The following is a 13,567-nucleotide window of genomic DNA, read 5'->3' as shown; positions in this document are numbered from 1 at the left end:
CGACAGCGCGCTGGTGGCGCCCGCACCGTCTGACGTGTCCGCTCTGGAGCCCTTCTGGCCGTCTCGCCGCGTGATGGTGTTCGACGAATGGTGTTGTCCGCGTCCCTGACGCGCACCCGTCCGTCCGGTCACCCGCGGTGACCGCATCCTCCGAAGGCAACCATGCGTTCGCTTCTGATCTTCACGCTCGTCGGTGTCGGCGCCCAACTCGTCGACGGCGCATTGGGCATGGCGTTCGGCGTCACCGCCACCACGCTGCTCGTCCTCTCCAGTGTGGGCGCCGCCCAGGCCAGCGCCGCCGTGCACCTGGCCGAGGTCGGAACCACCCTTGCCTCAGGGCTGTCGCACTGGAGGTTCAAGAACATCGACTGGCCGCTGGTCGCCAAGCTGGGTGTGCCCGGGGCGGTCGGGGCGTTCCTCGGTGCGACGGTGCTGTCGTCGCTGTCGACCGAGCACGCGGCGCCGCTGATGGCCGCGATCCTGGTCGCCATCGGGGCCTATGTGCTGCTGCGCTTCTCGCTGCGCACCCCGATCGCCATCGGTGGCCGCGGCACCCGCCATGGCGTGAAATTCCTTGCGCCGCTGGGACTTTTCGGCGGGTTCATCGACGCCTCGGGCGGCGGCGGGTGGGGACCGGTGACCACCAGCACCCTGCTGTCGCAGGGCAAGACCGCGCCGCGGACCGTGATCGGGTCGGTCAGCGCGTCGGAGTTCCTGGTGTCGGTGTCGGCGTCGCTGGGCTTTCTGATCGGGCTGGGACGCGAGTTCCTCGACAACTGGCCGGTGGTGGTCGGACTGATGGTCGGCGGTGTGGTCGCCGCGCCGATCGCCGCCTGGCTGGTCAGCCGGATCAGCCCGGCGCTGCTGGGCACGGGGGTCGGCGGGGTCATCGTGCTGACCAACAGCCAGAAACTGGTGCACTTCTTCGACATCCAGTGGCCATGGTCGACGGGCATCTACTCCCTGATCGTCGTGGTCTGGGCGTCACTGGTGGTCTACGCGTGGCGCGTGTCGCAGGCACCGAAGACGGCGGAGGTCACCGCCTCGGACGTCAGTTCAGAACCGGTCGCGCGCTGACTCCTGTTCGAGGACGGCCTCGAGGTCGCCGAGGCGTTCCATCGACGAGACCGCCCGCCGGGTGCGCATGTTCTTGGCGAGTAGATCCTGGTGGCGGTGCGTGAAGGCCCAGTAGCCGGCGGTGAACGGACACGCGTCGTCACCGAGGCGTTTCTTCGGGTCGTAGGCGCACCCACCGCAGTGGTCGCTCATCTTGTTGATGTAGGCGCCGCCCGAGGTGTAGGGCTTGGTGGCCAGCAGGCCGCCGTCGGCGTGCTGGCTCATGCCCACGACGTTGGTCGGCATCACCCACCGGAAGCCGTCGACGTAGGCCGTGGCGAACCACTCGGTCAGTTCGTCGGGCCGGTAGCCGCGTTGCAGGGCGTGGCTGCCCAGGATCATCAGCCGCTGGATGTGGTGGGTCCAGCCGCGGTCGCGCACACCTTTGAGGGCGTGGTGGAGGCACTGCGCGGTGACGGTGTCGGCGTCGAGATCGGCCCACCACTGCGGCAGTGGGGTGCGGGCCTTCAGCTCGTTCTTCTCGGTGTAGTCGGGCCCGAAGTGCCAGTACAGATGCCACATGTACTCGCGCCAGCCGAGGATCTGCCGGATGAATCCCTCGACCGCGGCCAGCGGAGCCTTGCCGTCGCGGTAGGCCCGCTCGGCGGCCTCCACGGCGACGAGGGGATGCAGCACACCGAGATTGAGGGGCACCGACAGCAGCGAGTGCGACATCGCCCAGTCGCCGCCCATCATGGCGTCCTCGTAGCGTCCGAAGAGCGGGAGGCGGTGCTCGATGAAGCGGCTGAGTGCCCGCTTCGCCTCGGCGGGGGTGACGGCGAACAGGCGCGGCCCGTCGGCGCCGACGGTGTCCAGCTGCATCTGGTCGAGATCGTGGCGGACCTGCTCGTCGATCTCGTCCTCGCGCGGCTTGTACGGGGCGGGCACCTCGAGGTGGTCCTGCTTCTTGGGCGGGGACTCGCGGTTCTCCTCGTCGTAGTTCCACCGGTTGCCGACGGGATCGGCGCCGTTCATCAGCACGTCGAAGCGGCGGCGCTGATCGCGGTAGAAGTCCTCCATGCGGAAGCGCGTGCGCTGACCGGCCCACTCCTGGAAGTCCTTGCGCGGCAACGCGAATGTCGGTGTCGGCAGGACGTCCTCGACCAGCCCCCGCTCACGCAGGCGGTTGACGAAACGTTCGGCGGTGTGGGAGGTCGGTTGGTGCACGAGCACGGGGCGCTTGAACTGCTGCAGCGCGTCGGTGTAGGTGTCGGATTCGATGAGCGTCGCGCGGTCACCCAGATCGCGGTCGGCGTGCCGCAGCGCCGACAGCACCAGGTGCAGTTTCTGCCGGTGATAGCGGCGTTTGGTCAGCGCCGAGGTGGCCTCGACGAGCAGCACCTCGCGGTGGGCATGCTCACCGCCGTACACGGCGGGACCGAGCTGATCGGCGAACAGCCACAGCGGGGTGTCGTCAGTCATCGCTCCACGGTAGGCGCGGGCGGTGACAGAGCCGGGCGGTTGGGATCCGGGGCGGGGGCTGAGGTAGGCTTTCGACCGCCTACCGGCGATCCCCGGGAGGCACCGCGGGCTGTGGCGCAGCTTGGTAGCGCACTTGACTGGGGGTCAAGTGGTCGCAGGTTCAAATCCTGTCAGCCCGACACAGGTCAGAGGCACTTTCTCGCTCCGAGGAGGTGCCTTTTTCTTGCTCGTTGTCGTGCTCCTTGCGGCGCTTGCCTGCGGTATCGGCGTAGTCATCGATGATGGTCGCGGATTGGGTGAGGGATCGGCCGGCGAAGTCGGTGCGGACGGCGCCCGGTTCGACGATGGTCACCGAGATGTCCAATGGCGCAAGTTCTCCGCGTAAAGCGTCGCTGAGACCTTCGAGCGCGGCCTTGGCGGCCGAGTAATAGCCCGAACCGACGGGAGTGATCTGGGCGCCGATCGACGACACGTCGACGATCGCTCCGCTGCGACGGGCGCGGATGCCGGGCAGCACGGCCTTGATCATCTCTGCGGCGCCGAACACGTGCGTATCGAACACCTTCCGTATGCCGGCGTCGTCACTCTCTTCGACGGCGGCGCGGGCCGTAGATGCGGAAGTAGACGAACCAGCCCCGAGAGGGGTCACGAGCGTGCTGGCGCGCTCCCGGCATCGAAATGTACAGTCACACAACACCGTTACCACAGCCGATGAGGTTGAGGGCGCTCGACGCCCCCGTGACCTACTATTCCCCACTCGCGACCATCGCCTCGGCCCAGGCGGTGTGCCCCCCGAAGCCAAGCGATCTCGCCATGGAGCGGTAGCGATCCAGAACGTCACGATAGGCGGTGTCGTCACCACGTGCGCGCGCTAGCAGCGCCCGCATCCGCAGCAGCCAGATCTCGCGCATCACGAGACCCTCATCGGCCGGCGCGGCCGCCAACCGCTCGATCGCAGCCTCGGCTTCGGCTACGTCACCCTCTGCGCAGCCGTCCAGCAGCGTCTCCACCAAAACACCCGTGGCAGGGATGCCCCACGAGAGCAGTTGTCCCTCGCGATCCAGTTGGTCGACGGCGGCGCGCATAGACGCTATGGCCTTATCGCGATCTCCATTCCGAACGCTCTCACGTGCCAGGTACATGTTGATGAGCCGTAACTCGCTCAGGCTGTGTCCGCGGCGCAGAATCAGGTCACGGACCTCTCCAGCAGTTTGCGCCCGCGTTCACGTTCCGCATCCGTGTGACGGTGCACCAGCGCAAGGCCCGGTATCGCCGCGGCGAAAACGACCGCCATGTCGTCGCCGGATCGTTCGGCAATCGGTAGCGCATCCTCGATCTCGCGCACCGACCGGTCATCGGCTGCGAGCACGCCAAACGGTATTCCGGGGAAGTAGACGTACGCGACAACCATGGCGTACGACAGCGGGTCGGCGCTGCGCGCCATGGCCACGCCGTCACACAGGTCATCTGACCAACCCGGACGACCCAGGCAATACCGGCCCGCGGCCCGTGTCGTCAAGGCGAGCGCCAACGGAGACCCGAAGATGAAGTTCCCTTTCGACGGGTCACTGTCGGCCAGGTCGATGACTTTTTGTGACCACCGCAGCGCGTCATCCCACTCGCCGCTGTGAACCTTGGCGTAGATCGGCGGAAAGGACAGCCCCACCGTCAACGTCGCATCGCCGATCGACTCGACGAGGGCCCAGGCCTCCGACGCCAGCCGCGACGCCTCACGGATCCGCCCCCGGAACCCGTGATCGATCACCAACGCCGCCATGCCGATGGCGAGCGATGACTTGTCCCCGGAGAGGGCGCACAAATCCCGCAACTCCTCAAAGAGCTCGCCCGCAACATTCGTCTCGACTCGCCAGGCGATCCCGCACAACATGGTGCGCGGTGCGATGCGCATCGCCGTCCGGTTGGGGTCCTCGGCGGGCAGTGCGTCGGCGATCACCCGGGCGCTTTCCCAACCTCGTCGTGCCGCGGCGATGTCGCGGTAGGTGGCCCATGTTGCGGCGCGCATATGCCAGCCATACGCCGCATGCAGATCACCGGCCGCCTTCAGATGTTCCGCAATCAGAGCGGCATTTTCATCAGCCGCAGCCGCGTCACGGGATTCGATCGCCGCCGCGACGCGCCGGTGCAGCTCGGCGCGATCCGATCGGAGCTGTGATTCGTAGGCCACCGCGCGGATCAGTGGGTGGCGGAAGGCGTACTCGGCGCTCGGGGTGAACCGCACCTGATCGATCAACTCCGCGCTCAGCGGCTCGTCGACCACTGCATCGATGTCCAACGCGGCTAGCAGCTCCGCCCCGAAGCGCGCTCCGACCACTGACGCCGCGGTCAATGTCCGCTTGGCTGCGGTGCTCAGCCGGTCGATGCGCGCTTCGATGGCCGCCTGCACCGTGGCAGGCACGCTCACGTCGGCGACATCCATCCGACAGATATAGCCACCACGCTCGCCGGCCAGCACCCCGCCCTGGGCCAGCTCACGCACCATCTCCTCGGCGAAGAACGGGTTACCGGCGGCCCGCTCCGCGATCGTCTGGCTCAGCTCGCCGACCGAGGGGTCCGATCCCAGAAGCTCACCGATCAGCGACCCTGTGTCCGAATCACCCAGCGGGCCAAGGGCTATTGTCTGAGCGCCGTGCACCCGCATCAGCACTCCCTCGTACTCGGGACGGTAGGTGATCAACACCAGCGACGGCGTTTGCGGGATGACAGCGAGCAAGTCGGCGATCATCGACTCGCTGATCTCGTCGATCCAGTGCGTGTCCTCGATGATGTAAAGCACAGGATCAGTGCGGGCCAGCGTCACCGAATTGAGGAGCGCAGTCAGCCGTCGCCGCCGCGCATCCGGGTCGATCTGGGGCAGCGGCACATTCGGATGCGCGATGCCGAGTAGATCATCGAGAAGAAGAAGATCCTGCGGGTCGGCATCCGGGACCTGTTCATGGGCCAGATCGCGGGCGGCCTGGTCATCTAGGTCCGCTACACCGCTACCTGTCCGAAGCAGCCTCGTGACCACATCGAAGGGAATGTCCTTGGCGTGGGATTCGCAGTACGTCCAATACACGTCGGCCCCGCGAGCCGCAGCCAGTGCCGCGGCCTCCCGGGCCACCCGGGACTTTCCGATGCCCGGTGGTCCCACCACACTCACCACACCGCCGCGGCCGCTGATCGTCCGGTCCACCATCGCGTCGAGGACGGCCATCTCCCAGTGCCGACCCACCAGGCTCGCCTCCGTGCGCCCGGCCAGCGGATCCCGCGGGCCCATCCCCATCAGCCGGCGCGCCACCACCGGTTGGTCCTTGCCCTTGATTCGCACCAGCTCGGGGTCCCCGAGCACCGTGGCGTGTTCGATGAGTCGGGCGGTGGACGCGCTGAGCATCACCCCGCCCGGCGGTGCGATCGACTCCATCCGCTGCGCCATCCCGACCTGCTCACCGATCGCGGCATACCCCAGCGACCCTGACCCGATCTCACCAGCGATCACCTGACCTGAGTTCAGGCCCACCCGGACCCGAAGATCGACACCGTCGCGGCGTAACAACACCGTCGACAACCGAGTGGTCTCCTGCTGAATGCCCAGAGCCGTCAGGCAGGCTCGAACAGCGTGATCCTCAAGCGCCGCCGGTGCACCGAAGATCGCCATGATGCCATCACCGGTGAAACCGCCGACTGTGCCGCCGTAGCGGCGCACCACCGCCGCACAACGCTCAGCCAGGTCGGTCATGATCTCGCGGAGGCGCTCCGCGCCGACGGATGCCGCGATGTCCATCGAATGCACCACATCGGCGAACATGACCGTCACCTGCTTGTACTCCGCGGATCGACTGACCAGGGTGACCGGTACACCGCATTCGCTGCAGAACTTGGAGTTCGGCGGCAATGCGGTAGCGCAGGACGCACACTGCACTTCTACCGTGGTGAGTCCGCCGCCACTGTCCCCGCTGGGGTCCACCTTCCGTATCGTGTCACCGTTGATCAGCGATGTCTGGCCTATCGGCGAGGTAGCACCGAAAGGAAGCTGAAACTCGTCCTCTCGTCATGTGCCGGGGTCAGCGCTTGTCTCGAGTTCGATTGCGGTCAACCGAAGTTTCATCGACTCGGCATCGACCCCAGGGCCGTTGACGCGAGGCCTGTGAGGCAGCGCGACAGCCGTCCCTCAGGTCCGTGGTTCGGCCTCGAGCATGTGGATGACTTGCTGCAGCGGGTCGGGGACCGTCGAGACCGCGCCGACATAGGGATGCGAGAGCTCGGTGACCAGGAACAGCTGCGCCCCGACCAGGGTGCCGATGATCGCGACCATCGCATAGTGATTGGCCGGCTTCTCGACGCCGTAGATGATCGCGCAGCCCAGGAGCAGGCCGCTGGTCACGAAGATCACCGCCCACAGCGACCATGGCGGTCCTGTGTCGGTGCGGGACTGCAGCACGCGCTCGGTGCGTGCTTTGCTCAGGTCGTTCAAGTTGCTGAATGATGTTCCCAGAAGCGTCTTTTGGGCGTCGGTACGGGGCTGGACGCTCTCGTAGGCGCCGTAGAGCCGGTTGAGAGCCTGATCCGCCTCGGGGTAGGTCCTGCCCTCGTTGGACTCGTCCCACTCCGTGATGGCGGCCTGCTCGTACTCCAACAGGTGCTGGCGGATCCGGTCCCGGTCCGGCTCGTCGAAGATGTGGGAGTCTCGGGCGAGTTGAGCCCCGGCCGCGCCCTCGGTCCTGACGACGGTGTCGGCGTGACTGATCTGTCCCCACATGGCCGAGACGACGAACCCGACGAAGAACGCGAACACGAAACCGACCACGCCGAAGGCGAACTTCGTGACGTCGTTGTGTTCTTCACCGCGAAGACCGGGGAAGCGGCGGCGAACGAAGGTCTGAACGACGATGGCGGTGCCCGCGGTGCAGGCGACGATCACGATCAGCAGCAGCCAGGACGGCAGATGGGTGACCAACCACTCGCTCACTGCGTCCCCCCGATGTCGGCACATGCCGCGGGCCGCTGCGGGACCGCGTACCGACTGTAGAGAACAAGGGGGCGATTCGGGGGACGATCCCGCGTGTCCGGGCGCAGCATCGAGAGGCTAGGCCGAGAGCCAGGGGCCGCGCCGAGCGTCACCGGCATTCGGCATCGCAAGTGGCGAAAAGGATGGCGATGAGATGACTTTGGGCTGCCGCCATCGCCGGCGAGATGTACATCGCTGATAGCCACCGCGGGTTTCGCTACGGGGATGTGCGAAATCCGCAAATATCGACGCCACCGCTGTTAACGCTGGAGAACATGAGATGTCCGGTGAGCAACTCGGTTTACGGCTCCGTCGATCGGCTATAACAGACGGGTGGCTGACAGCACGTCCGCCCAGGCAATTGCGGCAGCGGTCGCGGCGGGTCTGAACATCGACGACGATGCCGCCGCGGTCATCGTGCAGGCCGCGTCCGGGAAGATCGTCGCCGCTACACCGCAGGTACAGCAAATTCTGGGGCTCGAGCCCGGCGAAGTGCTCGGCCGTGACTCGACCGACCCGCGGTGGGCAGCCGTCGGCGCGGACGGCGTCGCTCTGCGCCGACAAGATCAACCTTGGACCCGGGCGGTGGACACCGGGCAGCCCGTCCGTGGTGCGATCATGGGTGTCCACCGCCTCGGCCACGACCCAGCAGGAGAACACGTCTGGTTGACCGTGGACAGCGTCCCCTTCGACTTTCGTGAGGACCGGCCGAACCGGGTCGTGACCCGGCTCGCGGTGATCACCGATGCGCGCGCCGCAGCCTTGCAGTCAGCTGCCTCCGCGCGGCTCCACAGACTGTTGATGGAGCATGCCCCGGACATCGCCGCATGGCAGCTCTTGGACACCACGTTCTTGTGGGTGTCCAACTCGTCCAGAGACATCCTCGGCTACGAGCCGGAGGAGATGATCGGTCGCACCGCCTATGAACTTTTGCATCCCGATGACGTCGCCCTCATGCGCGATGACGACGACGCGGCGGTCCTGACACCGCGCACGGTGAGGATGCGCCATCGCGACGGCTGTTATCGGTGGCTCGACGTGGCGACACAGGTGATCCGGGACGCGGCCGGCGAGCCCGCGCAGTTGCGTTCTACCTGGCGTGACGTCACGGTTCGCGTAGACGCCGAGGAGGAGCGCGAATCCGCGGCACGAATGATCCGATCGGTGTGGAGTAGTTCTCCGATCGGCATCGCCATCTGTGACGCCGACGGCGTCATCGAGGATGCCAACCACGCGCTGTGTGTGATGCTCGGACGCCAACGAGGCGACGTCGTGGGCCGCCCGCTGCACACCTTCGCCCACGGAGACGACCACGGCCTCGACGCGGTTACCCCTTTGCCCGAAGCAGGATCCGGTGCACACGAATCCGAATCTCGCTACCTGCGTCCGGACGGCACCGCATTCTGGGGGTTGCGCACCACGGCGGCACTCGACACCCGGATCGGCAGAGAGCCCCGGTATCTCGTCCATCTCCAGGACGTGACCATCCGTCGCATCGCCCACCAGAAACTGATCCATACGGCCTCCCATGACGCCCTCACCGGGTTGACGAACCGCACGGCATTCGATGAGCAGGTCGAGCGGGCTCTCAAGCGGCTGCCGCCGGACGCGTGCAGCGGCATGCTGTTCATCGATATCGATGACTTCAAGTCCGTCAATGACACGTATGGCCACCACGTCGGCGACATGTTGCTCCAGGCCGTCGCCGGCAGGCTCGAGCGGGCGATACGCGAAGGGGATCTCGCCGCACGGCTCGGCGGCGACGAGTTCGTGGTGTGGCTACCGAAGGTCGACCCCGAGGAAGCCGTCGTCGTTGCGAGGCGCGTGGCGTCGCTGCTGTCGGCGCCGTACGGGGTGGGATCCCACACGGTCCAGATCTCGGTCAGCGTCGGGGTCACCACCGCCACAGCCGACCAACGCCAACTGTTGCTCAGGGCAGCCGACCGTGCCATGTATCGCGCCAAGTCGACCAAGAGCGCAGTAGCGACCGAGAAGGCCGAAGGAGACGCGGGTCGCTGCCAGCCGCCAAGGAGTACCTGAGTTCAAGCCAGACAGCAGCCCATCAGAAGTACGCCCGTCGAAGTGGCTTCGGCGGTGTAGCCACGGGCTTACCATCGGTACATACGGTTCCGCGATATGGAGCTCGCGACCGTGCACAGGAGGCCGCCATGCGGCTCGTATCTATCGCTACCGTTCCGATCCTCATCGCAGCCGGACTCACTGCCACGCCCACGGCGACAGCGGACTGCACCAGTTCGGCCGGCACGAGCGTGTGCTCGCAGGGGGACGTGCGGGGCGCGAACACCGGCCAGGGCCCAGGCTCCGTGCCGACGTACAACCCCAATTACTGCTGGTGGTGCAACAACGACGGCTGGGGCCTGACCTTCGTCATCGTGAGGCCGCCCCGTGGCGGCGGTGGCGGCGGCGGGGGCGAAGGACGGCGCCGCTAGGCGCGATCCCGCCGCGGGGTCGTCGTAACAGTCTGCGCCGCAGTCTTTTTGGCGCGCATGGCGAGCATTCCGCCGCCGATGACCAGCGCCATCCCCAGGTAGGTCGACACGGTGGGGCGATGGTCCCAGAACAGCCAGTCGATCAGCGCGGTGAACACGATGACCGAGTAGATGAACGGACCCAGCTTCTCCGCCGGCGCGAAGCGGTAGGCGATCACGACGAGCAGCTGCGAGAGCAGCTGCGCGAGACCGACGGCGAACAGCCACAGCCATGCCTGCGGCTCGACGGCCCGGAAATCCGCCGCCGCGACCGGAATCGACATCACCGTGGACAGCAGGAAGTAGTAGAACAGGATGCGCAGCGTGGGCTCGGTGGCCCCCAGCCACCGCACCGACATCATCGCGACAGCCAGCAGTACCGCCCCCGCGAACGCCGACACCTCGCCCATGCTCAGACCGTGCCCTTGCGGCCGGAGCACCAGCACCACCCCGGCGAAGCCGACGCCGGCGCCCACCCACGTGGCCGTGGCGACCCGCTGACGCGTGACGGCCCACGCGATCAGCGGCATCCACAACGGCGCGCTGTAGGTCAACAGCGTCGCATTGGCCAGCGGGATCACCGTGATCGCGAAGAACAACGCGTACCAGCAGGCGGTCCCCGTCGCGGCGCGCAGGAGATGCAACCCAAAACGTTGCGTCCGCATCGGACCCCACCCGTGACGCAACGCCACCGGCGCGACGGCCGCCAGACAGATCGCGTTCTGGGCGAGGAGCAGCACACCGGTCGAGGTGTGATTGCCCGCGACCTTGGCCAGCGCACCCACCAGAGCGACACAGAAGAACGCCGCCGTAGTGAGAAGCGCCCCGAGGACCAGGTTCTCGGTTCGGTAGCCGCCGCGGTCAGTCGACACGGGCGCCGCCGGTCCACCGGAGAGTGCTCACCATCGGCCGACTGTAGAGCCGACACGGCACGGATCTGAGCCAAACACCGCCGCCGCCAGCTGACGGCGGCGTAATTTGCGACCCACATGGGCGACGGTCGGGCGAAGGGGAGCCTCATGAGTCACGCCAGGCACGTCGGACGGGTCGGGGCACTGGCCGCCACGCTCGGAGTCGGCTGGGCGGTGGCCACCGCAGCGCCCGGTGTGGCCTACGCCGACGACTCCGCCACGTCGAGTACCGGCGACACCCCCTCGGCCTCGGCCCCCGCGGACACCGGCAGCTCGGCGGCGTCAGCGCGTTCCGAGCGACGGGCCCGCGCGGAGCAGCGCCGGGAGGACGCCAGGGCCGCCGCGGCGGACCGACGGGCCCAACGCCAGGCCGCACGCGAGGCCCGCGCCGCCGACACCGACACCGACACCGACACCGACTCGGACACCGTCGATGTGGCGATCAACCAGGCGTCGTCGCGGGCCGAGTCGCCGTCCGACTCCGACCCCGCGGCCCCGCTCGCGGCCACCACCCTGCTGACCGCGGCAGCCGCCTCCCGCGAGGAGCGGCAGGCCCTGCGCCGCGCCGCGGTCGCCCCGCAACCGCAGGCGAACGCACTGGCCGCGGACGACACGCCCAACGTCCTGGTGATCGGCGTGGACGGCACGAACCTCAGCAAGATCCTGGCCAATCCGGCCAACACCAATCTGTTCGCTCTCATGCAGGGCGGGACGACGGCCGCATCGACGATCGTCGGGCACACCACGATCTCCAACCCGTCCTGGACGTCGATCCTCACCGGCGCGTGGGGCGAAAAGACGGGCGTGATCAACAACGTCTTCACGCCGTGGACGTACGACACCTGGCCCACGGTGTTCAACCAGCTCGAGGGATTCGACAGCTCCATCGAGACCACCGCGATCTCCGACTGGGACGTCATCGCCGGCATCGCGGGCGCCGGTTCGGACCCGGTGGACAACAACGTCTACTTCACCCAGGTCGCCGGGGACACCGACTGGTCGAAGAGCGACGATCGGGTCGGCGAGGCCACCAAGGCTGCGATCGCGGGCGCCGACCTCAACGTCGCCAACTTCGTCTTCAGCTACTTCGTCGGCGTCGACGAGAACGGGCACATGCACGGCGGTGACTCACCGGAGTACGCCGCCGCCATCACGAACGTCGACGAGAACATCGGCGAGATCCTGGCCGCGGTGGCCGCCAGCGGGGAGCAGTGGACCATCCTCGTGGTCACCGACCACGGCCACCAGCCGCAGAAAGGCCTGGGCCACGGCTTCCAATCCCCGCCGGAGACATCGACATTCGTGATCGCGAACGGGGGCGGCTTCGACTCGGGTGCGATCAACCTGACCTACTCGATCGTCGACATCACCCCGACGGTGGTGACCCTCTTCGGCGGGCAGCCCTCTGCCGACTCAGACGGCAAGTCCCTGACCGATCAGGCCGACAACAACGTCTACCCGATCAACGACGACGAGGCGCTGCGCGCCGGACTGCAGAACATCATCGCCAAGTACGGCTACCCCGACATCGGCACCCAGCTCGCTCAGGGCCTGCGCACGATCGTCACGTCGGTGCCCTACTTCGTGTTCGGCGCCACCACCCAGCTCACCGCCGGCCTGCAGGACCTCGCCGATCAGGGCATCCCGCTGATCAGCCTGGTCGCCAAGATCGCGATCGTCCCGGTGCAGTTCGTCGGCGATCTGGCCTATGTGGCCACCAACCTGGCCGCGCAGATCGTCGCGAAGCTCACGGGAGTGGAGGGCGCGAGCATCTTCCCGCTGTGGCCGCCGGCCCCGCCGTCGGTGCAGCCGCAGCCGGAGGAGGGCACCACCCTGCTCGATCTGTTCGCGGTGTGCGGTGACGACCCGGCCTCGGCGAGCTTCCTGCGGTGCGGGGCGCCGAGCATCGCCGTCTAACGCTGCATCGACCCGATGAAGTAGGACTCGTGTCCGGTCGGGTAGCCGCCGCCATCGGTGGCGATGTGCACATGATCGAAGTGGTTGGCGGTCTCGTTGCCGTAGTCGGCCGTCCAGCTCGGCGCGCCGATGCCCGGATAGAGGCCCTGCCGCCAGATCACGTGCAGCACCCCCCAGCGCTTCGCGTTCGCCAGCGCGTAACCGGCGATCTGATTACCGAGCTCGATGCCTTCCTTGGAGTGATAGTTCGGAACCATCACGTCGATGGCCAGCCCGTTCGGATGCCACTTGAGCGGATCCTGCCGGTAGCCACCGATGGTCGTGATCTCGGGGAACATCATGCTGATGGCGCGTGCCGCCCAGATGGTCTTGACCTGCAATCCCTGCTCCGGGGCGACGCCGCGGGGCAGGGAGAGATCGAACACCCGCGAGTCGACCGGCGCGCTCGCGGCCAGCAACTCCGCCTCGGGCAGCGGGGGAGCGGCGGCCATCGCCTTCGACGGGGCGGCCGCCGGGGCAACCGGCGCCGGTACGGCCGGCGCCGCTCGCTCGGTGTCCTGCGCGTAGAACATGCCGGCGGAGATCACCAGCGAGGCGGCGACCGCCAGCCAGCGACCACGGCCGTTGGCTAACAGGTTCGCGCGCACGATCAGCACCTTAACGCCGCGTGGTGTGCTCGCGGGCAATGTTGACGACGGCGCGTTTGG

7 protein-coding genes, 1 tRNA gene and 2 pseudogenes are annotated in these 13,567 nt (G+C 67.4%); 4 read left to right on the top strand and 6 right to left on the bottom strand.

Going from position 1 to position 13,567, the window contains the following annotated elements:
- Positions 1–162: 162 nt before the first annotated feature.
- The gene (locus G6N45_RS18690) at positions 163–1,077 is read left to right on the top strand and encodes a sulfite exporter TauE/SafE family protein (protein ID WP_163723593.1); all 915 of its coding nucleotides are present in this window, start codon (positions 163–165) and stop codon (positions 1,075–1,077) included.
- On the opposite strand, the gene G6N45_RS18685 is transcribed toward G6N45_RS18690, so the two are convergent.
- Positions 1,057–2,538: a cryptochrome/photolyase family protein gene (locus tag G6N45_RS18685; protein WP_163723592.1), complete on the bottom strand. Its 1,482-nt coding sequence runs from the start codon at positions 2,536–2,538 to the stop codon at positions 1,057–1,059. The two genes, G6N45_RS18690 and G6N45_RS18685, sit on opposite strands and share 21 nt — an antisense overlap.
- Positions 2,539–2,643: 105 nt before the next feature.
- Here G6N45_RS18685 and G6N45_RS18680 point away from each other — a divergent pair.
- Positions 2,644–2,717 (top strand) — tRNA-Pro (locus tag G6N45_RS18680).
- Between the two features lie 53 nt (positions 2,718–2,770).
- Here the strand turns inward: G6N45_RS18680 and G6N45_RS28095 are convergent.
- The 3 genes and pseudogenes from G6N45_RS28095 to G6N45_RS18665 all read right to left on the bottom strand — a co-directional run.
- Positions 2,771–3,142 (bottom strand): annotated as a pseudogene (locus tag G6N45_RS28095) (SDR family NAD(P)-dependent oxidoreductase); the annotation flags it as partial.
- Positions 3,143–3,284: 142 nt separating this feature from the next.
- Positions 3,285–6,352: pseudogene (locus tag G6N45_RS18670) on the bottom strand (ATP-binding protein).
- Positions 6,353–6,706: 354 nt separating this feature from the next.
- A complete protein-coding gene (locus G6N45_RS18665) occupies positions 6,707–7,504 on the bottom strand; it encodes a bestrophin-like domain (protein WP_246228724.1) in 798 nt (265 codons plus the stop codon).
- Positions 7,505–7,876: 372 nt separating this feature from the next.
- Here G6N45_RS18665 and G6N45_RS18660 point away from each other — a divergent pair, with 372 nt between their 5' ends.
- Complete coding sequence (locus G6N45_RS18660) at positions 7,877–9,583, top strand: sensor domain-containing protein (protein WP_163723589.1); 1,707 nt, start codon at positions 7,877–7,879, stop codon at positions 9,581–9,583.
- Between the two features lie 406 nt (positions 9,584–9,989).
- Here the strand turns inward: G6N45_RS18660 and G6N45_RS18655 are convergent, their stop codons facing one another.
- Entirely contained in the window at positions 9,990–10,904 is a 915-nt protein-coding gene (locus tag G6N45_RS18655; protein WP_163723588.1) for a DMT family transporter, read from the bottom strand.
- Positions 10,905–11,051: 147 nt separating this feature from the next.
- Here G6N45_RS18655 and G6N45_RS18650 point away from each other — a divergent pair, with 147 nt between their 5' ends.
- Positions 11,052–12,860 (top strand): alkaline phosphatase family protein, encoded by a 1,809-nt coding sequence (locus tag G6N45_RS18650; protein WP_163723587.1) that lies wholly within the window; start codon positions 11,052–11,054, stop codon positions 12,858–12,860.
- Here G6N45_RS18650 and G6N45_RS18645 read toward each other — a convergent pair.
- A complete protein-coding gene (locus G6N45_RS18645; protein WP_308207122.1) occupies positions 12,857–13,546 on the bottom strand; it encodes a VldE C-terminal domain-containing protein in 690 nt (229 codons plus the stop codon). The two genes, G6N45_RS18650 and G6N45_RS18645, sit on opposite strands and share 4 nt — an antisense overlap.
- Between the last annotated feature and the right edge of the window lie 21 nt (positions 13,547–13,567).

The organism is Mycolicibacterium psychrotolerans, assembly GCF_010729305.1.
Taxonomy (GTDB): Bacteria; Actinomycetota; Actinomycetes; order Mycobacteriales; family Mycobacteriaceae; genus Mycobacterium; species Mycobacterium psychrotolerans.
The sequence above is the reverse complement of the archived record's forward strand: the minus strand, read 5'-3'. Positions and strand labels throughout refer to the sequence as shown.

What these genes read in the sequence shown, in the direction of transcription:
- G6N45_RS18690 (WP_163723593.1), top strand. Translation starts at nt 163, where the DNA reads ATGCGTTCGCTTCTGATCTTCACGCTCGTCGGTGTCGGCGCCCAACTC.
- G6N45_RS18685 (WP_163723592.1), bottom strand. Translation starts at nt 2,538, where the DNA reads ATGACTGACGACACCCCGCTGTGGCTGTTCGCCGATCAGCTCGGTCCC.
- G6N45_RS18650 (WP_163723587.1), top strand. Translation starts at nt 11,052, where the DNA reads ATGAGTCACGCCAGGCACGTCGGACGGGTCGGGGCACTGGCCGCCACG.